General features: G+C 66.9%; 28 protein-coding genes, 1 pseudogene and 2 riboswitches. Of the genes and pseudogenes, 24 read left to right on the top strand and 5 right to left on the bottom strand.

Annotation, left to right across the window (positions count from 1 at the left end; all coding sequences use genetic code 11):
- The first annotated feature begins 219 nt into the window (after positions 1–219).
- On the top strand, positions 220–702 hold the full coding sequence (locus ACP159_RS24760; RefSeq protein WP_425102401.1) for a hypothetical protein: 483 nt from the start codon (positions 220–222) through the stop codon (positions 700–702).
- Here ACP159_RS24760 and ACP159_RS24765 read toward each other — a convergent pair.
- The gene (locus tag ACP159_RS24765) at positions 683–904 is read right to left on the bottom strand and encodes a nicotinate-nucleotide--dimethylbenzimidazole phosphoribosyltransferase (RefSeq protein WP_425102363.1); all 222 of its coding nucleotides are present in this window, start codon (positions 902–904) and stop codon (positions 683–685) included. The two genes, ACP159_RS24760 and ACP159_RS24765, sit on opposite strands and share 20 nt — an antisense overlap.
- A 38-nt stretch (positions 905–942) precedes the next feature.
- Positions 943–1,473, bottom strand: a complete 531-nt coding sequence (gene cobU / locus ACP159_RS24770; protein ID WP_425102364.1) for a bifunctional adenosylcobinamide kinase/adenosylcobinamide-phosphate guanylyltransferase — start codon at positions 1,471–1,473, stop codon at positions 943–945.
- Between the two features lie 238 nt (positions 1,474–1,711).
- Between cobU and ACP159_RS24775 the strand changes: the two genes are divergently transcribed.
- From ACP159_RS24775 to bluB, 4 genes are read left to right on the top strand one after another with little or no spacing between them, the layout of a single operon-like run.
- Positions 1,712–2,479 (top strand): propanediol utilization protein, encoded by a 768-nt coding sequence (locus ACP159_RS24775; RefSeq protein WP_425102365.1) that lies wholly within the window; start codon positions 1,712–1,714, stop codon positions 2,477–2,479.
- On the top strand, positions 2,476–3,411 hold the full coding sequence (gene cbiB / locus ACP159_RS24780; RefSeq protein WP_425102366.1) for an adenosylcobinamide-phosphate synthase CbiB: 936 nt from the start codon (positions 2,476–2,478) through the stop codon (positions 3,409–3,411). The genes ACP159_RS24775 and cbiB overlap by 4 nt, the downstream gene beginning before the upstream one ends.
- A gap of 7 nt (positions 3,412–3,418) precedes the next feature.
- A complete protein-coding gene (gene cobD, locus ACP159_RS24785) occupies positions 3,419–4,402 on the top strand; it encodes a threonine-phosphate decarboxylase CobD (protein WP_425102367.1) in 984 nt (327 codons plus the stop codon).
- Complete coding sequence (gene bluB, locus ACP159_RS24790) at positions 4,393–5,016, top strand: 5,6-dimethylbenzimidazole synthase (protein WP_425102368.1); 624 nt, start codon at positions 4,393–4,395, stop codon at positions 5,014–5,016. The genes cobD and bluB overlap by 10 nt, the downstream gene beginning before the upstream one ends.
- Before the next feature lie 167 nt (positions 5,017–5,183).
- Here bluB and cobO read toward each other — a convergent pair whose 3' ends face one another.
- Positions 5,184–5,795, bottom strand: coding sequence for a cob(I)yrinic acid a,c-diamide adenosyltransferase (gene cobO / locus ACP159_RS24795; protein ID WP_425102370.1), 612 nt, complete (start codon positions 5,793–5,795; stop codon positions 5,184–5,186).
- Positions 5,796–5,833: 38 nt separating this feature from the next.
- Positions 5,834–6,040, top strand: a riboswitch (cobalamin riboswitch).
- Positions 6,041–6,132: 92 nt separating this feature from the next.
- On the opposite strand from cobO, the gene ACP159_RS24800 reads away from it, so the two are divergent.
- The 7 genes from ACP159_RS24800 to cobJ are packed head-to-tail and all read left to right on the top strand — an operon-like array spanning position 6,133 to position 14,142.
- On the top strand, positions 6,133–6,531 hold the full coding sequence (locus tag ACP159_RS24800) for a DUF1636 family protein (RefSeq protein WP_425102371.1): 399 nt from the start codon (positions 6,133–6,135) through the stop codon (positions 6,529–6,531).
- Position 6,532: 1 nt separating this feature from the next.
- Positions 6,533–7,588, top strand: a complete 1,056-nt coding sequence (cobW, locus tag ACP159_RS24805) for a cobalamin biosynthesis protein CobW (protein ID WP_425102372.1) — start codon at positions 6,533–6,535, stop codon at positions 7,586–7,588.
- Between the two features lie 11 nt (positions 7,589–7,599).
- A complete protein-coding gene (gene cobN / locus ACP159_RS24810) occupies positions 7,600–10,896 on the top strand; it encodes a cobaltochelatase subunit CobN (protein ID WP_425102373.1) in 3,297 nt (1,098 codons plus the stop codon).
- A complete protein-coding gene (locus tag ACP159_RS24815; RefSeq protein ID WP_425102374.1) occupies positions 10,893–12,023 on the top strand; it encodes a cobalamin biosynthesis protein CobG in 1,131 nt (376 codons plus the stop codon). Before cobN ends, ACP159_RS24815 begins: the two co-directional genes overlap by 4 nt.
- Positions 12,024–12,653 (top strand): precorrin-8X methylmutase, encoded by a 630-nt coding sequence (locus ACP159_RS24820; RefSeq protein ID WP_425102375.1) that lies wholly within the window; start codon positions 12,024–12,026, stop codon positions 12,651–12,653. It begins immediately after the preceding gene.
- Positions 12,650–13,393 carry a precorrin-2 C(20)-methyltransferase gene (locus tag ACP159_RS24825; RefSeq protein ID WP_425102376.1) on the top strand — a complete coding sequence of 248 codons (744 nt, stop codon included), beginning with the start codon at positions 12,650–12,652 and terminating at the stop codon, positions 13,391–13,393. The genes ACP159_RS24820 and ACP159_RS24825 overlap by 4 nt, the downstream gene beginning before the upstream one ends.
- Positions 13,390–14,142: a precorrin-3B C(17)-methyltransferase gene (gene cobJ, locus ACP159_RS24830; RefSeq protein ID WP_425102377.1), complete on the top strand. Its 753-nt coding sequence runs from the start codon at positions 13,390–13,392 to the stop codon at positions 14,140–14,142. Before ACP159_RS24825 ends, cobJ begins: the two co-directional genes overlap by 4 nt.
- Here the strand turns inward: cobJ and ACP159_RS24835 are convergent.
- The gene (locus ACP159_RS24835) at positions 14,115–14,870 is read right to left on the bottom strand and encodes a cobalt-precorrin-6A reductase (RefSeq protein WP_425102378.1); all 756 of its coding nucleotides are present in this window, start codon (positions 14,868–14,870) and stop codon (positions 14,115–14,117) included. The two genes, cobJ and ACP159_RS24835, sit on opposite strands and share 28 nt — an antisense overlap.
- Here ACP159_RS24835 and cbiE point away from each other — a divergent pair.
- The 9 genes and pseudogenes from cbiE to cobF all read left to right on the top strand — a co-directional run bounded on the left by cbiE (position 14,869) and on the right by cobF (position 21,645).
- A complete protein-coding gene (gene cbiE / locus ACP159_RS24840; RefSeq protein WP_425102379.1) occupies positions 14,869–16,062 on the top strand; it encodes a precorrin-6y C5,15-methyltransferase (decarboxylating) subunit CbiE in 1,194 nt (397 codons plus the stop codon). The genes ACP159_RS24835 and cbiE overlap by 2 nt on opposite strands.
- Entirely contained in the window at positions 16,059–16,427 is a 369-nt protein-coding gene (locus tag ACP159_RS24845; RefSeq protein WP_425102380.1) for a cobalamin biosynthesis protein, read from the top strand. The genes cbiE and ACP159_RS24845 overlap by 4 nt, the downstream gene beginning before the upstream one ends.
- Positions 16,424–17,227 carry a precorrin-4 C(11)-methyltransferase gene (gene cobM / locus ACP159_RS24850; protein ID WP_425102381.1) on the top strand — a complete coding sequence of 268 codons (804 nt, stop codon included), beginning with the start codon at positions 16,424–16,426 and terminating at the stop codon, positions 17,225–17,227. Before ACP159_RS24845 ends, cobM begins: the two co-directional genes overlap by 4 nt.
- Positions 17,228–17,231: 4 nt before the next feature.
- The gene (locus ACP159_RS24855) at positions 17,232–18,542 is read left to right on the top strand and encodes a cobyrinate a,c-diamide synthase (protein WP_425102382.1); all 1,311 of its coding nucleotides are present in this window, start codon (positions 17,232–17,234) and stop codon (positions 18,540–18,542) included.
- A complete protein-coding gene (cobA, locus tag ACP159_RS24860) occupies positions 18,539–19,255 on the top strand; it encodes a uroporphyrinogen-III C-methyltransferase (protein ID WP_425102383.1) in 717 nt (238 codons plus the stop codon). Before ACP159_RS24855 ends, cobA begins: the two co-directional genes overlap by 4 nt.
- Positions 19,252–19,551 (top strand): annotated as a pseudogene (locus ACP159_RS24865) (DUF1636 family protein); the annotation flags it as partial. The gene cobA and the pseudogene ACP159_RS24865, both read left to right, overlap by 4 nt.
- 97 nt (positions 19,552–19,648) lie before the next feature.
- A riboswitch (cobalamin riboswitch) is annotated at positions 19,649–19,861 on the top strand.
- 38 nt (positions 19,862–19,899) lie between these two features.
- Positions 19,900–20,073, top strand: coding sequence for a CbtB domain-containing protein (locus tag ACP159_RS24870; RefSeq protein WP_425102384.1), 174 nt, complete (start codon positions 19,900–19,902; stop codon positions 20,071–20,073).
- Positions 20,074–20,090: 17 nt separating this feature from the next.
- The gene (locus ACP159_RS24875) at positions 20,091–20,819 is read left to right on the top strand and encodes a CbtA family protein (RefSeq protein ID WP_425102385.1); all 729 of its coding nucleotides are present in this window, start codon (positions 20,091–20,093) and stop codon (positions 20,817–20,819) included.
- A gap of 58 nt (positions 20,820–20,877) precedes the next feature.
- Positions 20,878–21,645: a precorrin-6A synthase (deacetylating) gene (cobF, locus tag ACP159_RS24880; RefSeq protein ID WP_425102386.1), complete on the top strand. Its 768-nt coding sequence runs from the start codon at positions 20,878–20,880 to the stop codon at positions 21,643–21,645.
- 86 nt (positions 21,646–21,731) lie between these two features.
- Here the strand turns inward: cobF and ACP159_RS24885 are convergent, their stop codons facing one another.
- Positions 21,732–22,478 (bottom strand): class I SAM-dependent methyltransferase, encoded by a 747-nt coding sequence (locus tag ACP159_RS24885; RefSeq protein ID WP_425102387.1) that lies wholly within the window; start codon positions 22,476–22,478, stop codon positions 21,732–21,734.
- Between the two features lie 124 nt (positions 22,479–22,602).
- On the opposite strand from ACP159_RS24885, the gene ACP159_RS24890 reads away from it, so the two are divergent.
- Genes ACP159_RS24890 through ACP159_RS24900 form a run of 3 tightly spaced genes read left to right on the top strand, consistent with a single transcriptional unit; the run spans position 22,603 to position 25,601 of the window.
- Positions 22,603–23,733 (top strand): ABC transporter substrate-binding protein, encoded by a 1,131-nt coding sequence (locus ACP159_RS24890; RefSeq protein WP_425102388.1) that lies wholly within the window; start codon positions 22,603–22,605, stop codon positions 23,731–23,733.
- Positions 23,734–23,775: 42 nt separating this feature from the next.
- The gene (locus ACP159_RS24895; RefSeq protein ID WP_425102389.1) at positions 23,776–24,825 is read left to right on the top strand and encodes a FecCD family ABC transporter permease; all 1,050 of its coding nucleotides are present in this window, start codon (positions 23,776–23,778) and stop codon (positions 24,823–24,825) included.
- Positions 24,819–25,601 (top strand): ABC transporter ATP-binding protein, encoded by a 783-nt coding sequence (locus tag ACP159_RS24900; protein ID WP_425102390.1) that lies wholly within the window; start codon positions 24,819–24,821, stop codon positions 25,599–25,601. Before ACP159_RS24895 ends, ACP159_RS24900 begins: the two co-directional genes overlap by 7 nt.
- Positions 25,602–25,642: the final 41 nt, after the last annotated feature.

Consider the following 25,642-nt stretch of genomic DNA (forward strand, 5'->3'; position numbering starts at 1 on the left):
CAAGCCCGCCGCGCCGGAACTGGGCACCGACCTGCACTTCGAGTTCGACTTCATCCTGCAGACCGCCGCCGCCGAAAAGGCCATCGCCGCCGAGTAAGCCCGCGACCTCCCTGTGAACTGGCCCCCGACTGACGGGGGCCTTTTTCGTTTGAGCATAAACAACTTTGGCCCGGCTGCTTGATCCCACGGTTCGAGGGTGTGGTCCATTCGCAGAAGTGGATGGAAGCTCTGTGGGACAAGTTCGTCATGGCTGCCCTCGCGGAACCGAGCCGGGAGCAGGGCATTGATGCCGGGACGGTTGTGCAGTGGCGGGAGTGGACGACGGTCGCGGATCTGAAATCCGGCCGGAAGGAGCCGCTCTCCGCGGTCCTGACCGACAACGGTATCCAGTTTGCCGAGCAGCCCAGAAACCGAAACGCTTCCCAATCCCGGAAAATGCGCTTTGACAGGATCGAGCATTGCCTGACCAGGCCCAACCATCCGTGGACCAACGGCCAGGTCAAACGGATGAACCGCACGATCAAGGAGGGCGAGGCCCGAAGCCGATCCGGGGCATCGGCGACGGCTGAACGGCAAACGCGTTCACCACGACAGCCCGATCCGATCCGTCAGATGCGGGAACTGAACACTCAAGAATGGAGTCTCCCGATTCCCGACCCGAGATCATCACGGGCAAATACAGTCATGAGCATGCCTCCGTGAACGAGATCGCCGCCGTGGTCAGCCGCAGCCTCGCCGAGAAGAGGGCGTTCGATGGTGTGGTGGGCGCGGCCCCGATGACTGAGCGGACCGTGCCCTGCCACCCGGCCATGAATATCGCCATCACCAAAAGCCGTCCCAGAGCGCCCGGTGGCTTCGTGAGGCTGTTCTGCCGCCCGCTCACGGCCCGGATCACACCGGACATGCGCGGCCAGAGACGCGATCTCCCGGAGTGACGTCCTGTCAGAAAGCGGAGTCACCCGGTTTTACCCTCATCGGTTGGCCTGCAACGGCGAGCCAGACTTCATCGCAGGCCTCGGCAACCGCCTGGTTCACATGGCCAGCGGCATCGCGAAAGGCGCGCGCCAACGGGTTGTCCGGTACGATGCCAAGGCCGACCTCGTTGGTGACGAAGATCACCGGCGCCTTTTGAGTGGCAAGTGTCCGGATCAGGCGATGGGTCTCCTGATGCCAGTCGGCCTCGTCCAGCATGAGGTTGGTCAGCCACAGGGTCAGACAATCCACCAGCCGGGGCAAATCGCCATCGGTGCCCAGCAAGGCACCGGACAGATCGGTCGGCGCTTCGGTCTCCGTCCACTCGGCACCGCGCCGGGCCCGGTGAGCGGCCACCCGCGCGGCCATGTCGGTATCGCCATCGTAGATCCGGGACGTGGCGATATAGATCGCCCGGCCGCAGGGCTGCAGCGCCTTTCGCTCCGCCAACCCGGATTTCCCCGACCGTGCGCCCCCGGTGATGAGTATCGACTTTCCCATGGCTCTGTGGGAGAGCACTTTCCAAAGAGAAGATAAAGTCCGAAAGCCGACCCCTTGGGAACGAATGCGAAGTCCACGCCGGAGGTGATCCCCAGCCGCCACGGGCCTGTGGCCGGACCCGGGCAGCTGAACGGCCAAACGGATGTGACGGGGCATGGGCCCGGTGCGCTCAGCCTGTCGGTAACGCGCCTGCTCTCCAAGCGGGCGGGCCCATCTCGGTGATCGAGGTCGACCGGAGATGACCCCTGTGTCGGTGCAGGCCCATTTCGGAGAATGGTTGCAAGGGCGTCTGGGTCCGGACGGGCCGGTGGTGTTGATCACCCTGCCCTGTCCCGCGCTCCGTGTCGCGGCCCCCGGCACAATCCGCCCTCCCTTCCCGCCCGATAGTCTGGCGGATTTCGCCGCCCGGCTGCGCCTGCCCTGCCTGCCAGAAGGCGTGACCCGGAATTTTCCACTGGGTATCGGGGCGGGTGCATCGACGGCAACCCTGGTTGCGCTGGCCCGCTCCGCAGGGTTCCTGGGCCCGCCGGAGACGTTGGCCGAGGCCTGTCTTCGGGCCGAGAAGGCCAGTGACCCGCTGATGTTCCCCGAACCGGACCGCCTGCTCTGGGCCTCGCGGGAGGCCAGGGTGGTGCAGAGGGTCAAGGCGCCGAAACGCGCCGAGATCCTTGGCGGCCTTTGGGGCGCACCGCAGCGCACGGATGCGGCAGACATGGACTTCGATGATGTCAGCGATTTGGTAGAAGCGTGGCACGACGCGACCGATCTGCCTCGGTTCGCCGCCATTGCCAGCGACTCGGCACTGCGCTGCACGGCGCGGCGCGGCCCCTGCGACCCGATGCCCGAACTCGCCCGTGATCTCGGCGCACTTGGCGTCATGCGGGCGCATACCGGCTCGGCGCGTGGTTTGATCTTTGCTCCCGGGACGGCACCAACCCACGGCGCCGATGCGCTGCGCGAAGCGGGCCTCGCGGACGTCTTCACCTTTCGGACAGGCAGCCCATGAGTTTCGTTTTGATGATGCTGGGCGGCATGGCGCTCGATCTGGCCCTTGGCTGGCCCGACCGGCTATATGCGCGGATCGGCCACCCTGTGACATGGCTTGGGCGTGCGATCACCCTTTGTGAGCATCGGCTGAATCGGGGCGCTTGGGGGGCGCGCCTCCTTGGCGGATCCACGACCACCGTGCTGATCGCGGCTCTGGCCGTCCTGCCCGCGTGGGCGCTCCAGTCCGCCCTGCCTGACACCTGGGCAGGCACGCTCGTCGGGGCGGTCCTGGCCTGGCCGATGATCGCGGTGCGCTCGATGCATGACCACGTCGCAGCCGTCGCAAAGGCGCTGACCGCGGAAGATATGCCGGAATCGCGCCGCACCGTGAGCATGATCGTCGGGCGCAACCCGTCTCAACTCGACGCCCCGGCCATCGCCCGTGCCGCCACGGAGAGCCTGGCCGAGAACACATCCGACGGCATCGTCGCGCCGCTGTTCTGGGGGGCGCTGCTGGGGCTACCCGGAATCTACGGTTACAAGGCGATCAACACGATGGATTCGATGATCGGCCATCGGTCAGTCCGCTACGACGCCTTCGGCAAGACCGCCGCCCGGCTGGATGACATGGTGAATCTGGTTCCGGCGCGGTTGACCGGCCTTGTATTCGCCTGCGTCTCGCGCAGACCCCTGACCGCCATCACGGTCATGTGGCGTGACGCTGGCGCACATCGCTCGCCCAACGCCGGCTGGCCCGAAGGCGCAATGGCCGCCGCGTTGAACGTGCGCCTGTCGGGTCCACGGGTCTACGACGGGCAGATCGCGGAGGAGCCCTGGCTGAACGAAGGTGCGCCCGATCCCGACGGTCAGGATCTGCACCGTGCACTGTCGCTTTATCGTCGTGCCATGGCGCTTTGCGGGCTTGCCCTTGCCGCGATGGCCTTGCTTTAACGCGCGCATGACCAAGACCAGAGATCACGGCGGCAATCTGGACGCAGCAATGGTCCGCCTGGGCGGCACACCGGGCGAATGGCTCGATCTGTCCACGGGCATCAACCCGATGCCCTATCCGCTGCCGCCCATCCCGCCCGAGTCCTGGGCCGTCCTGCCGCGCGGAACCGACATGGCGCGTCTGTCGGATAGCGCCGCCGCGGCCTATGCCACCTCGGCACGGGTGATCCCCATGGCAGGGGCGCAGGGGGCGATCCAGATCGTGCCATGGCTGCGAACACCCGGACGCGCGGCCGTCCAGGGACCCACCTATAACGAACACGCTGCTGCCCTGCGGGCCTGCGGCTGGCAGGTATCGGAGGTCGCGCATCTCGAAGCACTGTCCGGGGCGGATCTGGCCGTGGTGGTCAACCCCAACAACCCTGACGGCAGGCGCCATGCGCCGGAACGCTTGTCGGCCTTGGCCGCGACCGTTGGCCTGCTGATCGTCGACGAGAGTTTTGCCGACCCGGACCCGGATGTGTCGCTGGCCCCGGGCGAGGTGCCCGACAACGTGGTCGTCCTGCGGTCTTTCGGCAAATTCTACGGTCTGGCTGGGCTGCGTCTAGGCTTTGCGCTGGCAAACGGCACGCTTGCCGACCGATTGGCCGAGATGGCCGGCCCCTGGCCCGTCTCCGGCCCCGCCATCGAGATTGCCTGTCACGCGCTGGCCGACCCGGACTGGCAGGCGCAGACCATCGCAAAACTGACCGAGGGCGCCGCGCGGCTCGACGCGATGGCGCGGCGCGCGGGCTGGGACCTTGTCGGCGGCACGCCGCTCTTCCGCACCTATGCAGCGCCCGATGCCGCCGCTGCGCAGAACACGCTGGCCGGACATCGTGTCTGGAGCCGCATCTTTCCCTATTCCGACCGCTGGATCCGCCTTGGACTGCCCCAGGATACCCGCTGGCGCCAGTTGGACACCGCGATGGAGGCCGCCAGATGCACATGACCGACGCCCATCGCGACCGCCTGAAAGACCTCCTGACCTGGCGCCGGGATATCCGCCACTTCCGCACCGATCCGCTGCCCGAGGGAACGCTCGACAGGCTGCGCGAAGCGATGGACAGCGCCCCCTCGGTGGGCAATGCGCGGCCTTGGCGCGTTCTGCGCGTGCTCGATCCAGTCCTTCGCACAAGGGTGCGCGAAAACTTTGCCTTGCAGAACGCGGCGGCGGCCAAGGGCTACGCCGCCGAAGACCGCGCGGCCTATGAAAAACTGAAGCTCGCCGGGTTGAACGAGGCACCCGAACATCTGGCGATCTTTACCGAGACCGCCCCCGCCGAGGGGCGCGGGCTGGGCCGCCAGACCATGCCGCAAACGCTGGAGCAATCGACCGCAATGGCAATCCATGCCCTGTGGCTGATGGCGCGGGCCTGCAATATCGGGGTGGGTATGGTGTCGATTGTCGACCCGGACGGCATCGAGCGGCTTTTCGAATCTCCGAAGACGTGGCGCTTCACCGCATATCTTTGCATCGGCCGCCCCGGTTTCGACGACGACACACCCCTGCTGCACCGCACCGGATGGCAGGAAAACACGGCGACGCTCTGGCAGAACCGCTGATCACCGCAGCCTCAAGAATCAGCGATCATGGGCCGCTCGCAAGCGGTCGAACCATTCCAGAAGTCGTTCGAGCCTTGACGGTCTTGATTTGGCAAAGCCGCCCGGACGTCGTGGTCAGCCAGTTGCCCTGAACAACACCCTGCGCCACGGATCAATACCGCAGCCGTTCAGAATTCAACGCCCGGCTGTGCCTTGACCCCGTCCCGGAAGGGATGTTTCACCAGCGTCATCTCGGTCACCAGGTCAGCCGCCTCGATCAGTTCCGGCTTGGCGTTGCGGCCGGTCAAGCAGACATGGGTCATGGCCGGCTTGTCATGCAGCAGGAAATCGACCACCTCGTCGATATCCAGATAATCGTAGCGCAGGGCGATGTTGATCTCGTCCAGCAGAACGAAACAGATATCCGGATCGAGTATCTGTTCCCTGGCGATCTTCCATCCATTCTGCGCCGCCGCGATGTCGCGCTCGCGGTCCTGCGTTTCCCAAGTGAACCCCTCACCGGAGACGAAGAAACGGCATTCGTCGGCAAACCGTTCACGCAGGAGGGTCTTTTCGCCAGTGTCCCGATTGCCCTTGATGAACTGCACAACCGCGCAGGGCATGCCATGGGCGATGCAACGGAGGACCATGCCAAAACCCGACGACGACTTGCCCTTGCCCGCGCCGGTATGAACGAGGATGAGACCCTTTTCCTCGGTCTTGGTTTCCATCATCCGGTCGCGCGCGGCCTTGATCTTGCGCATCTTCTCGGCGTGGCGGGCATTTTCGTCTGCGATCAAATCGTCATCCTCTTGCTTGACAAGGCCCCGGGTTTCGGACCATCTGGCGGTGTGTTGGTGCCTGTCTATACAGGTGAAAAGGGAATGTGCAGCCGCCTTCTTCGTGGTCAAGCACAGCCGCCCCCGCGACCGTGACCGGAGACGGCGACTCGGGACCACTGGCGAAAGCTGGGAAGGTCGAGCCGCCAAAGGGCAAACGCCCGAGATCCGCAAGCCGGGAGACCTGCCAACACAAGCCGAATGAAACCGGACGGGGTGTTCCGGTGTCGGGATTGAGCCGACACCATCGGCTTGTTCCGCCATCAGAGCCGCGTCCCATGACCATGGGACCGAGGATATGACGATCAGGCCGGAGAGCCCGACAGCCACAGAACTGCTGGTATGCGTGAAATGCCGTCGCGGGCAGGAACTACCCGGGGACGCGCGCCGCCCCGGACAGGCGCTCTATGACGGGCTGACTGCGCTCGATTGCCCCCATGGCCTGCGCATCACTCCGGTCGAATGTCTGCAAAACTGCGATTACGGCTGCACCATCGCCCTGCGCGGTGGCGATGCGAAATGGACCTACGTTTTCGCGAATGTCGATGAAGGGTCTCATCCGGAAATGATCCTGTCCGGCGCGGCGCAATATCACGACAGCACGGATGGCGTGATCCCGTGGCGCGAGCGCCCGGAGCACTTCAAACGCAACTGCATTGCCCGCATCCCCCCTGTCACCCAGACTGAGGAGGCCTGACATGACCACCCTCGCGAAACTTCCCGTCACGGTGATCACCGGCTTTCTCGGATCGGGCAAGACCACGCTGATCTCGCACCTGATGCAGAACCCCGGCGGCAAGCGTCTGGCCGTTCTGGTCAATGAATTTGGCGATGTCGGCGTCGATGGCGAAATCCTCAAAGGCTGTGCGATCCCCGATTGCCCGGCCGAGAACATCCTTGAGCTGGCCAATGGCTGCATTTGCTGCACCGTGGCCGATGACTTCATCCCGACAATCGAGGCGCTGATGGCGCTCCATCCGCGCCCGGAACACATTCTGATCGAAACCTCGGGTCTGGCCCTGCCGAAGCCGCTGCTGAAGGCCTTCGACTGGCCCGATATCCGGTCCAAGATCACCGTCGACGGCGTGATCGCGCTGGCCGATGCGGAGGCCGTGGCGGCGGGGCGGTTCGCCCCCGACGTGGCCCGTGTTGACGCGCAACGTCTGGCGGACGACAGCATCGATCACGAAACGCCGCTCTCCGAAGTGTTCGAGGACCAGATTTCCTGCGCCGATATCGTCCTGCTGACCAAGCCCGATCTGGCCGGCCCCGAAGGCGTCGCCAGGGCCAGGAAAATCATCGCCGCCGAGGCCCCGCGCCCGCTGCCCATCGTGGAGGTTGCCGAGGGCGTGGTCGATCCGCGCATCATTCTGGGCCTTGAGGCCGCCGCCGAGGATGACATGGATGCGCGCCCCTCGCATCACGACGGGCACGACGACCATGAACATGACGATTTCGACTCGATCGTCGTCGATATCCCCGAACTGACCGATCCCGCCGATCTGGTCCGCGCCATCGAACGCCTCGCCGATCAGAACAACATCCTGCGGGTCAAGGGCTATGCCAGCGTCGCGGGCAAGCCGATGCGTCTGCTGGTGCAGGCTGTGGGCGCGCGGGTGCGTCACCAGTATGACCGCCCGTGGAAGGCCGACGAGGCCCGCTTGGGCCGTCTGGTGGTGATCGCCGAGCATGACGACATCGACGCCGACGCGATCCGCGCCGTGCTGGCCCCCGCCACGCAAGCCGCCGAGTAAGCCCACCCGCCATGCACGTCGTCTTTCGCGAAAGCCATGGTCTCGAAGAGACCGACACGCCCACCGATCTGGGGCAGGACCCGGCAGAGCTGCTTGTCCTGTCCTTTTCGGACAGCGACCTTGGCGCGTTCGCGGAAGGCTGGCGGCGGGGCGGTGGTCCGGACGGTCGCCTGCCCAGCCTGCGTCTGGCGAACCTCTCGGCGCTGCGGCACCCGTTGTCCGTCGACACATATGTCGAAAACACGCTGTCGGGGGCCAAGGGCATCCTGATCCGGCTGATCGGCGGCGTGCCCTATTGGGACTACGGCGTGCAGCAGGTGAGGGCCTTGGCGCAGGCCAAGGGGATCGCGGTTGCCGTCCTGCCTGCCGACGGCCGCGAGGATACGCGGCTGGATGCGGTCTCGACCCTGCCGGTGTCGACCCTGCGGCGGCTGGCGCATCTGTGTGACGCGGGCGGCTCGGTGGCCGCGCAGGCGGCGCTGGCGCAAATGGCCTTGGCGGCGGGGCTTTATGCGGCGCCAGTGGGCGGAGCCAAGACCTTGCCCTTGGTCGGAGCCTGGACGCCGGGCGATGGCGTGGCCTGCCCGTTGCACGACATGCCGGTGGACGATGCGCCGCGCATTCTGCTGGTCTTCTACCGCTCCTACCTTGTCGCCGCCGATCTCGACCCGATCACCGCGCTTTGCACCGCGTTCCGTGCGCAGGGCTATCATGTGCGCGCACTCTTCGTGCCCTCGCTCAAGGCCCCCGAGGCGCGCGGCTGGCTGGAACGCCAGACCCGCGCCTATGCGCCTGATGCCATCGTCAACGCCACCGCCTTCAGCGGAAAGGGCGCGGGCGAGGCCTCGCCCCTCGATGCGGGCGAGGGGCCGGTGTTCCAGGTGGCGCTGGCCACCTCGACCCGCGACGCATGGGCCGAGGCAGAGCGCGGCCTCTCCCCCGCCGATCTGGCCATGCATGTGGTCCTGCCCGAGGTCGACGGGCGGCTGATGGGCGGGGTCGTCTCTTTCAAGCAGCCGGGTGTGCGTGACCCCGACCTGCAATTTTCGCGCTATGCGCACAGCGCCGATGCGGACCGCATCGCGGTGGTCGTGGCGCGAGTCCGCGGCTGGATTGACCTCGCGGCAAAACCCGTGGCCGACCGGCGCGTGGCGCTGGTGCTGTCCACCTATCCCGGCAAGGACTGGAACATGGGACATGCGGTCGGGCTCGACGCGCCCGCCTCCGCCCAGGCGATCCTGTCGGATTTGGCGGGCGCGGGCTATGACGTGGCCCCGGTCGGTGATCTGGAAACCCGCCTGCTGGCGCGGGACATATCCCTGCGGCTGACCGACTATCACCGCCTGCTAACCCGCCTGCCACAGTCCTTGCGCGACGACCTGACCGCCGCCTGGGGTGCGCCCGAGGAGGACAGCACCGTGCAGGACGGGGCCTTTCGCTTTGCCGCTGTCGGGACCGGGCGCGGCTTGGTCGCCCTGCAACCGGAACGCGGCACGCCGAAACTGCGCGATGACGAGTATCACGACCTGTCCCGCGTGCCCTGCCACGCCTATGTCGCCTTTTACCTCTGGCTTCAGGAGCAGGCCGACGCGCTGGTGCATATCGGCGCGCATGGCACGCTGGAATGGCTACCGGGCAAATCCGTCGCCCTTTCCGCCACCTGCTGGCCCGAGGCGCTGATCGGCGCCCTGCCCGTCATCTACCCGTTCATCGTCAACGATCCGGGCGAGGCCGCGCAGGCCAAGCGGCGCATCGGTGCGGTGACGCTGGGCCATGTGCCGCCGCCGCTGCGGGCCAGCAACACCCCCGACCGGCTGGCCCGGCTGGAGGCGCTGCTGGACGAGTTTTCCAACGCCGACGGGTTGGACCCGAAACGCCGCGACCGGCTTCAGGCCGATATCCGCGCCGAGGCGCAGGCGCTTGGCGTCGAGGACGATCTTGGTCTCGACCGCGCCACCTCGACCGCCGAGGCGATCACCCGGATCGACCGCTTTGTCTGCGACATCAAGGAAAGCCAGTTTGGCGAAGGGCTGCATATCTGGGGCCGAGTGCCCGCCGCGCAGGGCCAATTCGACGTGACGGACTCGGCGCAATCCGAACGCTGTGCGCTGCTGGCGGCGCTGGACGGGCGGCGCATCGCGGCGGGGCCGTCCGGGTCGCCCTATCGCGGACGCTCGGATGTGCTGCCCACCGGGCGCAACCTCTTCACCACCGATCCGCGTGCGGTGCCGACCCGCGCCGCCTATGCCCAAGGCGTCAAGCTGGCCGAGGAACTGGTGCGCCGCCACCTTCAGGAAGAGGGCGACTGGCCACGGGGCCTTATCGTCGACCTGTGGGGCTCTGCCACCATGCGCACCGCGGGCGAGGAATTCGCCATGGCGCTGCACCTTCTGGGTGTCCGACCGATCTGGGACAAGGGATCTGAACGCGTTTCCGGCATCGAAGTCCTGCCGATCGCCGAGCTCGACCGCCCCCGCATCGACGTGACCCTGCGGGTGTCCGGCCTGTTCCGCGACGTGTTTCCGACGCTGTCGGCGCTGTTTGCCCAAGCCACGCGGGCGCTCGCCGCGCGCGACGAGGCCCCCGATTGGAACCCCTACGCCGGTCAGGCCCCCACCGCGCGGGTCTATGGGCCTGCACCGGGCAGCTTCGGCCTTGGGATGGGCGCGGCGCTGGACCAGTTCACCCCGAAGGCGCGGGCACAGGCCGGACAAGCCTGGCTCGATGCCTCGTCCTGGGCGCTGGACGGCGATCAGGCCACGCGCGATATGCACGGACTGCGTCAACGCGTGGCGCAAGCCGACAGTTTCGTGCACCTGCAGGACCTGCCCGAAACCGATCTGCTGTTGGCGTCGGACTATGCCGCCCACGAGGCGGGCTTTGCCGCCGCGCAGGCCATCACCGGCGGGCAGGCGAGGCTGTACCATCTGGACGCCACCAAACCCGATGCGCCGCGTGCCCGCCTTCTGCCCGAGGAAATCGCCCGCGTCGTGCAGGCCCGTGCCACCAATCCGCGCTGGATCGCCGGGATGCGCGCGCATGGCTTTCGCGGCGCCGCCGAGATCGCGGCGACGCTGACCCACATGGCACAGTTTGCCCATCTGGCCGATGCGGTCGGCCCGCATCTCTTCGACGCCTATCACGCGGCCACCCTGGGCGACGCCGACACGGCGGCCTTCCTGCAAGAGGCCAATCCAGAGGCCTACCAAGCCATGCTGGACACGTTCCGCGCGCTGCACGAGGCCGGTCTGTGGCAGACCCGGCGCAACGCGATCCTCGCCGGGATCACAGAAGGATCGCCGTCATGAGTGCGCCGCCCATCGTCAAAGGATGGTGCCCCGGCGCGCATCGCCCGATGATGTCCGGCGACGGGCTTGTCGTGCGGGTGCGCCCGTTCCGGGCCGAGCTGACGGCCGCGCAGGCCTTGGCGCTGTGCGATCTGGCCGAGCGCTTCGGCAACGGCACGCTTGACCTGACCTCGCGGGCGAACCTGCAATTTCGCGGTGTGGCCGAGGCAGACCACGCAGCGCTTCTGGCGGAACTGGACGCGCTGGGACTGATCGACGCCGATCCGGCCGTCGAGGGGCATCGCAACATCCTGATGCCGCCGGACTGGGAGCAGGGCGACCTGACCGACCGGCTTTATACCGCGCTGCTCGACACGCTGCCCAGACTGCCCGACCTGCCGGAGAAGATGGGCTTTGCCCTCGATACCGGGCGCGGCGCGCATCTCCGGGCCGGGTCAGCCGATTTCCGCTTCGAACGGGACAACCATGGCGCCCTCCTCCTGCGGGCCGACGGCGCCGCCAGAGGCCATCCGGTAACGGAAGACACCGCCATGCAGGCCCTGACCGAGATGGCCGATTGGTTCATCGCCACAGGTGGCCGCGACACTGGCCGCATGAGCCGTCATCTCAGACAGGTTGCCCTGCCCGGCGACTGGCAAACCGCTGCCCCAAGACCTGACGGCGTGCCGTTGTCGCCCGGCCCCGCGCCCGATGGCCCGATCCTCGGCGCCGCCTTTGGCAAGATCGACACGCACGCCCTGCGCACCCTTCTGACATCGTCCAAGGCCACCCATCTCCGCCTCATGCTGAACCGGCTCTTCTGGCTCCGGGGCGCGCAGGTCACAAACGCCCCCGGCTTTGTCACCAAGGCCAATGACCCTGCGTTACGCGCCCATGCCTGCCCCGGCGCACCGTTTTGCCCGCAGGCCACGGTGGAAACCCGCCCACTGGCCACGCGGCTGGCGCGGCAGACCAGCAAGCCATTGCATGTCTCGGGCTGCGCCAAGGGATGCGCCCTGCCGCGCCCTTGCGCCCTCACCCTCACTGGCCGCGACGGAGCCTTTGACCTTGTCGAAAACGGGGCGCCATGGGACGCGCCCAGCCGGACTGCGCTGGACCCGACGACCCTCACCCTGAAAGACCTCTGAATGCCCTATACCTACGAAAAAGACGGCGCGGCGATCTATGCCGAAAGCTTTGCCACCATCCGCGCCGAGGCCAATCTGGCGCGTTTCGATGCCGATGAGGAACCGATCGTCGTCCGCATGATCCACGCCGCCGGGATGGTCGGGCTGGAAGAGCACGTCAAGGTCTCACCCGGCTTTGCAAGTGCCGCCCGCGCCGCGCTGGAAAACGGTGCGCCGATCCTGTGTGACGCCCATATGGTGTCCGAGGGCGTGACCCGCCCCCGCCTGCCCGCCGACAACGCGGTGATCTGCACCCTGCGCGACCCGATTGTGCCCGACATGGCACGCGTGATGGCCAACACCCGCAGTGCCGCGGCGCTGGAGCTGTGGCGCGCGCATCTGGCCGGCGCTCTGGTCGCCATCGGCAATGCGCCAACAGCGCTTTTTCACCTGCTGAACATGCTCGAAGACCCCGCCTGCCCGCGCCCTGCCGCCATCATCGGCTGCCCGGTGGGCTTTGTCGGCGCGCGCGAAAGCAAGGAGGCGCTTTGGGCGGATCAGCCCGTGCCGAGCCTGATCGTCGAGGGGCGCTTGGGCGGATCGGCGATCACCGTTGCCGCGATCAACGCCATCGCGAGCCGTCAGGAATGAGCGGTCTCATGATCGAAAAGGGACGCATTCACGGGGTCGGCCTCGGACCGGGCGATCCCGACCTGATGTCAGTCAGGGCGGACCGCCTGCTGCGCGAAGCCTCGCACGTGGCCTTTTTCCGAAAGGCAGGCCGGACCGGACAGGCACGGCGCATCCTCGACGGCATTCTGCGCAGAGATGTGGTCGAAATCGCGCTGGAATATCCGGTCACAACCGAAATTCCGGTGAACGATCCGCGCTACAACTGCATTCTTTCTGCCTTCTATGAAGAGAGCGCCGCCCGGCTGCGCGCCCTGTCGCACGCCGGACAGGACGTGGTCGTGGCCAGCGAAGGCGATCCGTTCTTCTACGGCTCTTTCATGCATCTCTACACCCGGCTCCGGGACGATTGCCCCATAGAGGTGACCCCCGCCATCACCGGCATGAGCGCCGCCTGGACGGCCACCGGCGTGCCGATCACCTGGGGCGACGATATCCTCAGCGTCCTGATGGGCACCCTGCCCGAGGATACATTGGTCGCGCAAATGGATCGAACCGACGCGCTTGTGATCATGAAGATCGGGCGAAACATCGACAAGATTCGCCGCGCCCTGCGCCGCGCCGGACGCTTCGACGCCGCATGGCTTGTGGAATACGCAACAATGGAGGGGCAGACGGTGCAGAAACTCTCCGACGCCGGGGAACGCGTGACGCCCTATTTCTCGATCATCGTCGTGCACGGCACCGGAAGACGGCCATGACCGGATCGCTCATCATTGCGGGGCTTGGCCCGGGATCGGGGGTCATGGTGACGCCCGAAGTCAGCGACGCGCTGGCGCAGGCCAGCGATGTCGTCGGCTACATCCCCTATGTCACGCGTGTGGCGGAGCGCCCGGGCCTGACCCTGCACCCCTCCGACAACCGCGTCGAAATCGACCGCTCCCGCCACGCGCTGGACATGGCCAGCCATGGGCGCAACGTGGTTGTGGTGTCCTCGGGCGATCCCGGTGTCTTTGCCATGGCCTCGGCGGTGTTCGAGGCGGTCGAGGCGGGCCCGCCTGAGTGGCGCGATCTGGACATTCGCGTGCTGCCGGGCATCACCGCCATGCTGGCGGCCAGTGCCCGCGCCGGGGCGCCTCTGGGCCACGATTTCTGCGCCATCAACCTCAGTGACAATCTCAAACCGTGGTCCGTCATCGAAAAGCGCCTGCGGCTGGCGGCAGAGGCCGATTTCGTGATGGCCTTCTACAATCCCCGGTCCAGATCCCGCCCGGACGGGTTCGCAAGGACGCTGGACATCCTCAAGGACGCCTGCGGCGATGCACGCCCGGTGATCTTTGCCCGCGCCGTCTCCACCTCCGAGGAGGAGATTCGCATCGTCCCTCTCACCGAGTGCACGCCAGAGATGGCCGACATGCGCACCATGGTCCTGGTCGGCTCGTCCACCACGCGCATCATCGAACGCGATGGCTTGCCCATCGTCTACACGCCAAGGTCTGCAAAACCATGAGCCAACCAGCGCATCACCTCATCAACGCTGTGCGCCTCTGTGCGCGGCGGGATGGCGGGGCGGTCGATCATCAGGACCGGCACGCCCAGTTCCCGCGCCGCAATGATCTTGGCCTCGGCCCCTTTGCCACCTGCGTTTTTCGAGACGACGAGTTCGATGTCATGGTCGCGCAGCAAGGCCCGGTCGCCCTCAAGCGTAAACGGCCCCCGGTCGACGACCACCGTGGCCTCGGGAAAGCCCAAGGCCGTCCTGGGTGCATCGACCAGCCGCAAGACATAGGCGTGCTGCGGCTGGGCGGTGAACTCCTCCAGATGCATGCGCCCCACGGCAAGAAACACGCGTTTGGACGGACCATCCAGCGCGGCGACGGCCCCCGCAAGGTCGGGCACGTGGCTCCAGTCATCCTCCGGCTGCGCCTGCCAAGGCGTACGGGTATAAGCCAAGAGCGGCACACCGGTCTCGGCGCAGGCGGCGACGGCATTGCGGCTCATCTGCGCCGCAAACGGGTGCGTGGCGTCGATCACATGGGTGATCGCGTGGTCCTTCAGATACCGCACCAGCCCCGCCACCCCGCCAAAGCCCCCGATCCGCAGGGGCAAGTTTTGCTCAAGCGGACGCGCCACACGGCCCGCCATCGACACGGTGCCGGGCACCCCCGCCTCTGCCAGGGCGGCACTCAGAGCGCGGCCCTCGGTGGTGCCGCCGAGGATCAGGAGATTCGGGCGCATGTCTGAGGCTCCGTGGTTGACCGTGATCGGTCTGGGCGAAGATGGACCGGACGGGCTGTGCAGGGCAAGCCGCGACGCGCTTGCCTCGGCCAAGTGCGTCATGGGGGCCGCACGACACCTGTCGCTGCTGCCCGAAACCGGGGCGCTGCGCATCACGTGGCCGGTGCCCTTTGCCGATGGGGTCGAGATGCTGATGGCCCGGCGGGGCACGCCAACCGTGGTCCTGACCTCGGGCGATCCGTTCTGGCTCGGTGCGGGGTCCGTGCTGGCGCGGCGGTTGCCGCGTGGCGAATGGCTCGCCTTTCCGGGTCGGTCCGTGGCGTCTCTGGCCGCCGCGCGGCTAGGCTGGCCGCTGGAAACGGTGCTGTGCCTCGGGCTGCACGCCGCACCCTTGGCAACCCTGCGCCCGCATCTGGCCCCGGGGCGGCGCATCATCGCCACCCTGCGCGACGGTGAGGCTGTGGCTACGGTTCGCCTCTATCTGGACGAGGCCGGGTTCGGCGACAGCGCCTGCACGGTGATGGAGTCTTTGGGCGGGCCGCGCGAGCGGGTGACCCATGCCGCCGCACGCGACCTGCACAGCGATTTCATCCATCCGGTCTGCATCGCCATCGACGTGGCGGGCGCGGGCGCAGTGTTGCCGCTGGCCTCTGGCAGGGCGGATGCGTGGTTCGACAGTGACGGCCAGATCACCAGGCAGCCGGTGCGCGCGCTGACCCTTTCGGCGCTGGCCCCACGGCCCTTCGAGCATCTGTGGGACATTGGCGGCGGTTCCGGCTCCATCGGGATCGAATGGCTGCTGACCGATCCGACCCTGACTGCCACGGCGATCGAGCCGCGCGCCGACCGGGTCGAGCGCATCCGCGCCAATGCGGACCGTCTGGGCGTGGGCCGCCTGAGCATCGTCCATGGCAAGGCCCCCAAAGCACTGGCCGATCTGCCCGCACCGGATGTGGTGTTCGTCGGCGGCGGCCTGTCGCGGGCCTTGCTGGATCATCTGGAAACCCTGCCGAACGGCACGCGGATCGTCGCCAATGCCGTGACGCTGGAAAGCGAGGCTTTGCTGGTCGAGACACAGGCCCGACTGGGCGGCAGCCTGATGCGGGTCGAGATCGCCCATACCGTGCCCATCGGGCCGAAGCGCGGCTGGCGGGCGTCCTATCCGATCACGCAATGGAGCCATGTGCTATGATCGTGGCGGGGTTCGGCTTTTCGACGCGCGTCGGCACGGACAGCCTGCGCGATGCACTGGCCCGCGCCTGCCAAGCCGCGGGCGTCAGGCCCGATGCACTGGCCACCGCCCATGACAAGGCCCCGGCGCTGGCGCCCCTGGCCGACGGCCTCCGCCTGCCGCTGCACCCTATCGCGCCAGACGCGCTGACCCGCCAGACGACGCTCACCCAATCCCCCCGCGCCTTGCATGAACGCGGCACCGGATCGGTGGCCGAAGCCGCCGCCCTTTCCGCTGCTGGCCCCGGCGCCCGCCTTTTGACCCCGCGCATCCACGCGCAGGATCGCCTTTCCAGCTGTGCCCTTGCAGAAGGACCCAAGACATGACCGTTCACTTCATCGGCGCTGGCCCCGGTGCACCCGACCTGCTGACCCTGCGCGGCCGGGATATCATCGCACGCTGCCCCGTCTGCCTCTATGCGGGATCGCTGGTGCCGCAGGCCATCCTCGACCATTGCCCGCCCGGTGCGCATATCGTCAACACCGCCCCGCTGGATCTGGACCAGATCATCGCCGAGATCCGCCGCGCCCACGACGCTGGCCTCGACGTGGCGCGGCTGCATTCCGGTGACCTGTCGGTCTGGTCCGCCATGGGCGAGCAGATGCGCCGCCTGCGGGCCGAGGGCATACCCGTCTCCGTCACCCCCGGCGTGCCCGCCTTTGCCGCCGCCGCCGCCGCGCTTGGGGCGGAACTGACCCTGCCCGGCCTCGCGCAATCCGTGGTGTTGACGCGCACGCCCGGGCGGGCCTCGTCGATGCCCGGGGGCGAGACGCTGACCAACTTCGCCGCCACCGGCGCGACGCTGGCCATTCACCTGTCGATCCGGAACCTTGCCAGGGTCGTTGCCGATCTGACCCCCGCCTATGGCGCGACCTGCCCGGTGGCCGTGGTCTATCGCGCAAGCTGGCCGGATGAGACGATTCTGCGCGGCACGCTGGCAGATATTCAGGACAGGCTGGGCGACAACATCCAGCGCACGGCGCTGATCCTTGTCGGGCCTGCGCTGGCGGGCGAAGGCTTTGACGAAAGCTGCCTCTATGCGGCGGGTTATGACCGCCGCTACCGCCCGCAAAGCGCGGACAGCCCCTGGGCGAGCTGGTCCGACGACGCCGAAGCACAGGGGTAAGCACATGAAAGGCCTGCTGATTTCCGCGCCCTCCTCGGGCACCGGCAAGACAACCGTGATGCTGGGCCTGCTCAGGGCGCTGGCCGAGGACGGTCTGACCGTGCAGCCGTTCAAATCCGGGCCGGACTATATCGACCCGGCCTTTCACCATGCGGCCTGCGGGCGGCACAGTTTCAACCTCGATGGCTGGGCCATGGGACCAAACCTGTGGCAGGCGATCAGCGCGCGGGCACAGGGCGCCGATATCTGCGTGGCCGAGGGCTCGATGGGCCTCTTCGACGGGGTGGCAACGCGCGGCCAGCAGGGCTTTGGCAGCAGCGCGGAGACCGCACAGGCGATGGGCTGGCCGGTGGTGCTGGTTCTCGATGTGAGCGGTCAGGCGCAATCCGCCGCCGCCACGGCGCTGGGGTTTCGGACATACCTGCCCGACTTGCCCTTTGCCGGCGTCATCCTGAACCGCGTCGCCTCGCCCCGGCACGAACGGCTGACGCGGCTGGGGATGGAACGGGCGGGCCTGCCGGTGCTGGGCGTCCTACCCCGGCGCGGCGACCTGACCCTGCCCGAACGCCATCTGGGCCTGATCCAGGCGGTCGAACACCCTGATCTCGACGCCGCGATTGTCGATTACGCGACCTTCCTGCGCGAGCATGTCGACCTTGACGCGCTGCGCGCCGCCGCCGCCGGAAAGCCCTTGCCCGAGGCCCCCGCGACCCTGCCCAAACCCCCGGCACAGCGCATCGCCATCGCCCGCGACGCGGCGTTTTCCTTTACCTATCCGCATCTTCTGGAAGGCTGGCACGAGGCCGGGGCAGAGATCCTGCCGTTTTCTCCCTTGGCGGATGAGCCCCCAGCCCGCGACGCTGAACTTGTCTGGCTGCCCGGCGGTTACCCGGAGCTGCACGCCGGCAGGCTGGCCGCCGCCGAGACATTCCGTGCCGGTGTCCGCCGCCACGCCGAGACCCGCCCCGTGCATGGCGAATGCGGCGGCTACATGGCCCTGGGGAAGGCGCTGATCGACAAGACCGGCACACGTCACCGGATGCTTGGCCTCCTTGGCCTCGTCACCAGCTACGAAAAACGCAAGTTCCATATGGGCTACCGCCGAGCCGTGCTGCAAGCGCCGATGCCCGGTCTTGCGCCCGGCACGGCGCTGCGCGGGCACGAATTCCACTACTCGACGATCCTCGAACAGCCCGATGCGCCGCTGGCCGAGGTGCGCGATGCCGACGGCAATCCGGTGCCCGAGACCGGCTCCCGTCGCGGTTACGTCTCGGGCACGTTCTTCCACCTGATCACGCAAGAGGAAACCGCATGACGCACCTCGTCAGCTTTGTCAGTTCCGGCCCGGGCGATCCCGAGCTTCTGACGCTCAAGGCCGTGGACCGGCTCAAACGCGCCGACGCGGTGCTTTTCGACGATCTGTCCTCCGGGCCGATTCTCAGCCATGTGCGCAGCGGCGCCGACCTGATCGCCGTGGGCAAACGCGCCGGACGCCCCTCTCCCAAACAGGATCATGTGAGCCGGTTGCTGGTGGACTATGCGCGGCAGGACCAGCAGGTGGTCCGGCTCAAATCCGGCGACAGCGGTCTCTTTGGCCGGCTGGAGGAAGAGATCACGGCGCTGCGCGACGCGGGCATTCCCTACGAGATCATTCCCGGCGTGCCCTCGGCCTGCGCCGCGGCCGCCGCCGCCGGCATTCCGCTGACCCGGCGACTGACCGCGCGCCGGGTGCAGTTCGTCACCGGCCATGACGTGACCGGGCAGTTGCCCGAGGACGTGAACCTGGCTGCGCTCGCGGACCCGGGTGCGACCACGGTGGTGTTCATGGGCAAACGGACCTTTCCCGGACTTCTGGACCTGCTGCGCGACGCGGGCCTGCCCGACAACACGCCGGCGATCCTGGCCGAGGGGGTCAGCACCCCTGTCCAGCGTATCGAGCGTCACACGGTGAAATCCCTGGCAGACCGATTGGCCAGTGAGATCAGCGACCGGCCCGCCGTGATCCTTTACGGACCGCTTGCGACATGACCTGCCCGACGGTCACGATCTGCCGCAGTTGCCCGCTGGGCCAGTCGGATTTCGCCGAGCGCCTGCAGGCCCGGCTGGGGACAAATGCCCGCGTGGCGACCCGCGACTGCATGTCCGGCTGCGCACGCCCCTCGACCGTGGCGATCCGCGCACCGGGCAAGACAGCTTACCTGTTTGGCGATCTGTCCCCGGATGCGATTCCGCTGATCGAAACCTTCCTGCAGCACTACGCGGCCTCGCCCACGGGCGATTTCAGGGACGCGCGCGTTCTGGGCGATCTGCGCGTCAAGGCGATAGCCCGCATTCCGGGCTCACCAAAGTCGCAACCCGGCGATTCCACGTCGCTCTGCGCCTTCGGAAAACGGGTTTTTCTATTGACTGTCAGAGCGTTGCAAAGCCATATTCACGTGTGGCGTTCCGGCCCTTCGGGGTCGGTACAAATGGGAACAGGGAAGCCGGAACACGGCAAAGCCCCGACCGCCCCCGCGACTGTATGCGGCGAGCTCCTTTCGAAAACCCACTGCCGGAGCGGCAACGCTCGGTGGGAAGGGGAAAGGCAAGCAATGACCCGTGAGTCAGGAGACCGGCCACAAGACCTGAAACCGTAACGGCCGTCGGGTGTGACGGCCAAGGAGCAAAAAACCATGTCTCAACTCATCGCCAACCGCCGTGCGCGGGTTCCATCCGACACGCTCGGCATTGTCTTTGCAACGCTTCTGGGCCTGGGGATCGTTTTCCTGGCAGGTCATGCGCAATCGGCTGCCCTGCATGACGCGGCGCACGATATCCGTCACGGCACCGGCTTCCCCTGCCACTGACGAACATCTGACACTTGATGAACATTCGTATGCTGACCGGCGGACTGATCGCCGGCTGTGCCACCGGTATTCTCGCGGGGGCGCTGCATTTCGCGTTCCTGCAAGATATCATCCTGCAAGCCGAACTCTATGAATCGGGCGAACTCGTCCATGCTGCCGGCGCCGAACCGGAGGCGCTTCACGGCGCGGGCGAAGCCCGTGAACACACGCACGAGGCCGAAGCCCATGAGCACACGCACGCAGGTGCAACCGGGACGTTCACCCGAAATGCGCTGACGCTGCTCTTTGCCTGCCTGATCTATTCCGGCTATGGCCTCGTCATGGCCGCAGTCTTTCAGGCCATACGCGGGCGGGGCCAGGCAATCACCCCTGTCCAGGGGGTGCTCTGGGGACTTGCGGGGTTCGCGGTATTCCAGATGGCTCCGGCGATGGGCCTGTCACCGAACCTGCCGGGAACAGTCTCGGAAGACATCGACCTGCGCCAGTCCTGGTGGTTTGCCACGATCGCCGCGACGGGGATCGGCCTCGCGCTGATCTTCCTGCGTCCCACATGGGTCAGGATCGCCCTGGGAGCCGTGCTGATTGCCATACCACATGTGATCGGCGCACCGCAGCTTTCGGACTTCTTCGGGGTCGCGCCCCCGGAACTGTCCGCTCTATTCGCGACCAGGGTGATCGGCGTCAGCTTTGTCTGCTGGGCGGTTCTGGGCACGGCGGTCGCGCGGTTGACGGAGCCGGGACAGTGAGACAAAGGCCCCGGGCGGGCGATCCGCGTGTCCGGGGCCCTCTCGGGGGATGAAGATCATGGATGACCTCTGGCTTGTCGGCATCGGCACGGGCAGCCCCTCGCATATAACGCTCGCCGGGGTGAACGCGTTGCGGGACGCCGCGCTGATCCTCGTCCCCCGCAAGGGCGCCGAGAAGGACGACCTTGCAGAAATCCGCCATCGCATCATTGCCGAAACCGGATCGAAAGCCCGCATCGTGCATTTCGAATACCCTGTCCGGGACGCGGAGTTGCCCTATCAGGAGCGGGTGAAACACTGGCATGACGAAATCGCCCGCCGTTGGCAGGCCGCTCTCGCCGACGTCGATGTGACAGGTCCAGTGGCTCTGCTGGTCTGGGGCGATCCGTCCCTTTACGACAGCACCCTGCGTATCGCCGAGCGGCTCGATCCGGCGCCCCGAGTGCGCGTGATCCCCGGCATTACCGCCATACAGGCCCTGACAGCCGCGCATGCCATTCCCTTGAACAGTGTCAACGGCGCGGTGACGATCACCACCGGCCTTCGGCTGCGAACGGACGGACTTCCGACCAACGCCGAAACTATCGTCGTCATGCTGGATGGGCTTTGCACCTTCCGGGACCTGGCACCCGAGGGCTGGTACATCTGGTGGGGCGCTTACCTGGGATCGGACCAGCAGATTCTGGCCAAGGGCGCATTGCCGGAGGTCGCGGACAGGATCGTCCGCCTTCGCGCGGACGCGCGCAGGCGGCACGGCTGGATCATGGACAGCTACATCCTGAAACGCGTGGAAGGATCGCTGCGAAACCCGGCCCAGGATCATTGACCGCGTGCGGATGAAAGTCGGGAGCCAAGCCTGCCAGATCGGGACCACTCCTTGGCGCCCGCATCAAAGCCCGACTTTGCTTCGGGTCACGGGCGCCTGGCGCTGATCGCGTAGCGGTGTTCGGATTGGCGGAGCAGGACCTTGCGCCAGCCCAGTTGCCGCGCCTGAGCCCGGTGGATGCGCCCCAAACGCCGGTCGATGCAAATGTCTGTAAACCCGGCCTGTGCCAGCAGCGCCGCCACCTGATCGGCCCGCGCACCATTGGCGAAATACACCTGTCGCAAGATGCGATGGTGTCTGGCCGTAACGCCGTGATCGGTGATTTGCCGTTGCCCGAACAGCCGCGCCACCCAGCCCTTGGTCACGAAATCCCCGTCCACCACCAGCACCTGACCGCCCGGGGCAAGCACCCTGTACCACTCGGCAAAGGCCGCCGCCGGGTCGACCAGCGTCCACACGAGGTGCCGCGTCACGATCACATCCATGCTGCTCGAAGGCAGCATCGTCCGCTCGGCATCCGCCTGCAGGAAGGTCACGCCCGGCAGCTTGGCGCGCGCACGATCCAGCATCGGCTGGGCCCAGTCCAATCCGGTGACCTCGAACCCCATCTGCATGCAAAGCCGCGCGATTTCGCCCGTTCCCGATGCAAGGTCCAGCAAGCGCCGCCCCTGCGCCTCCCCCAGATGACGGCGAAACAGAGCCGCCCAAGCCGCCATTTCCGCGCCGTTGGCGATCTTGTGGCCCGGGTCGTTGTCAAAGGTCGCGGCCCGGTCCGACCAGTATTCGCGGATCTCGTCTCGGATGTCTCGGTTCGTCTGTCTCGGAGAGATCATGGAGGCACTCCTCAGTTGGCGAAGGCAGGTTTCTTTTAGTCGACAAATTTTGTCAACTTATATATTGACTCTTTTTGTCGGATATTTCATCCCAAGGCGCAGAAACGGAACAGAGGACGCGAACATGACCTTTTCCCACTTGCTTGGCGCCACGGCGCTGGCCATCCTGCCGACGTTTGTGCTGGCGGACCCGATCACCGTCACCGACATCACCGGGCGCGAGGTTACGCTGGACGGCCCCGCCGACCGGGTGATCCTTGGCGAAGGGCGGCAGATCTTTTTCGCCGCCGTTCTGGATGGCGAAGACCCGTTTGCCCGCGTCGTCGGCTGGCGCGACGACCTGCTTCAGGCCTCCCCCGAAAGCTATGCGCTCTATGCCGAGAAGTTCCCGCAGATTGCCGACATCCCGACCTTTGGCGGCTTCAAGGACGGGACCTTCGACATCGAACAGGCGGTCGCGCTGGACCCAGACGTGATGATCCTCAACCTCGAAGCCAAGGCCGCAACGGATGAGGCCGGGTATGAAGAGAAACTGGCCAAGGTCGGCATCCCGATCGTCTATGTCGACTTCCGCGAGAAGCCGTTCGAGCACACCGCCCAGTCGATGCAGATCATCGGGCAACTCTTCGGGAAGGAAGACCGCGCCGCCGAGTTCAACGCCTTCTACGAAGCCCAGATCGCCCGCGTGACCGATGTGATCGCGGCGCAGGAAGACCTCGACCGCCCGCTGGTCTTCGTCGAGCGTGCAGGTGGCTATTCCGAGGACTGCTGCATGTCCTTCGGACACGGCAATTTTGGCACTTTCGTCGAATTGGCCGGGGGGCAGAACATGGCAAAGCCCTTCATCCCCGGAACCTTCGGCACGATCAACGCCGAACAGGTGATCGCGTCGGACCCCGACCAGATCGTCGTCACGGGTGGCAACTGGGAGGCTTATGTTCCCGGCGGCGCATGGGTCGGCGTCGGGCCCGGCTCGGATCAGGCAGAGGCGCGCAGAAAGCTGGCCGCACTGATGCAGCGTCCCGGCTTCACCGGCGTCAAGGCGGTGGAAAACGGCGACGTCCACGCGATCTGGCACCAGTTCTACAACAACCCTTACAGTTTTGTTGCCGTGCAGCGGCTGGCCACGTGGCTGCACCCGGACCTCTTCCCCGATCTCGATCCCGAGGCGACGCTGGCCGAGCTGCACGACCGCTTCCTGCCGGTGGACTATCACCCCGGCTACTGGGTCTCGCTCGACGCGGCCACCAACTGAGCCTGCCGGCGGCCTCGCGCCGCCGGACCTACCGGAGCCCCCATGACGACCCTCACCACGAATGCGGCCGCCTATCGCGGCCTTGTCACGCGGCGGATCGCGATCCTGACCGGCCTGACCGCGCTGCTGATCCTGTCGCTGGCCGTGGACGTATCGCTCGGCCCTGCTCGCTATCCGCTGTGGGACGTGCTGCGCACGATCCTCACCCCCGGCACCGCCGATCTGCAGATGCGTGTGGTCGTCTGGGACATCCGCATGCCGATGGCCTTACTCGCGATCACCGTCGGCGCAAGCCTGTCGCTGGCGGGCGCGCAGATGCAGACGATCCTCGCGAACCCGCTGGCAAGCCCCTTCACGCTGGGCCTGTCCGCTGCCGCCAGCTTTGGCGCGGCGCTGGCCATGGTGCTGGGCGTCGCGCTGTTTCCCGCGGCAGTGGCGCTGATGGTGCCGATCAACGCCTTTGCCATGGCGATGGCGGCGTCCCTGCTGATCTTTGGCCTGTCGACCTTGCGCGGCGTGACCGTGGAAACCATCGTCCTGCTGGGCATCGCGCTGGTCTTCAGCTTCAACGCCGCGCTGGCCCTGCTGCAATACTTTGCCAGCGAACAGGCGCTGTCGGCGGTGGTCTTCTGGACCATGGGCAGCCTCACCAAGGCAACCTGGGCCAAGGTCGCCGTCACCGCCGTGATCCTTGCGGTCTGCACACCGCTGTTCGCCCGCCGTGCCTGGGCGCTGACGGCCATCCGGCTGGGCGAGACCCGCGCCGCCGCCATGGGTGTGCCGGTCAAGCGCCTGCGGCTGGAATCCCTGTTCCTCGTGTCGTTGCTGGCCGCCGTTCCGGTCAGCTTCGTCGGCACGATCGGCTTCATCGGCATCGTCGGCCCACACGTGGCACGGCTGCTGCTGGGCGAGGACCAGCGGTTCTTCCTGCCCGGCGCGATGCTGTCGGGGGCGGTGATCCTGTCGGCAACCTCGGTCCTGTCCAAGGCCATCCTGCCGGGCGCTGTCCTGCCCATCGGCATCATCACCGCGCTGGTCGGCGTGCCCTTCTTTGCCGCCCTGATCCTGACGAAAGGACGAACATCATGGTAAGCCTTGCCCTCGACCATCTTGGCGCGCGCTACGGCCGCCATCAGATCCTGACCGACGCCTCCACGCCGCAGATCCGGGGCGGCAGCCTGACCGCCCTAGTCGGCGCCAACGCCGCCGGGAAATCGACCCTGTTTCGCCGCATCGCCGGGCAACTGCGCGGCGCCGGTGCCGTCCACCTGACCGGGGCCGGCATCGACGACCTGCGCTACATGCCGCAGGACACCGGCATGAGCGCCGCGCTTACGGTCTATGAATCCATCATCCTCGCGCTGAAACAGGGGGCCGGTGGCTGGCGCCTGTCTGCTGCCGAACTGGCCGCCGTCGATGACGTTCTCCAGAGGTTCGGGGTGGCCCATCTGGCGGACCGTCAATTGCCCGAGCTCTCGGGCGGACAGCGGCAGGCGGTCAGCATCGCCCAGACGCTGGTGACCCGCCCCAAGGTCGTTCTGATGGACGAGCCGACCTCGGCGCTGGACTTGTATCGCCAATATGAGGTGCTCGACGCGCTGCGGCGCTATGCGCTGGACACCGGCGCAGTGGTGATCCTGGCCTTGCACGACCTCAACCAGGTGATGCGCGCCTGCACGACGGTGATGGCGCTGGCCGGCGGGCGAATCCTGGCTACCGGCCCCACCCTCGAGATCCTGACGCCCGACCTCATCGCCCGGCTCTACGGCATCGACAGCCGGGTCGAGCGCTGTTCTCGCGGCTGCCCCATGATGATCGTCGATGGCCCCTCGGACCACTGGTCCAGCGCCGTGCAGCGTGTGGGATGACACGCTTTGACCCAAACCGCGGATGTGCAGATTGCATTCGG

Origin of the sequence: Tropicibacter sp. S64 (assembly GCF_049803835.1) — a bacterium.
In the GTDB taxonomy this organism is placed as follows: Bacteria; Pseudomonadota; Alphaproteobacteria; order Rhodobacterales; family Rhodobacteraceae; genus Pacificoceanicola.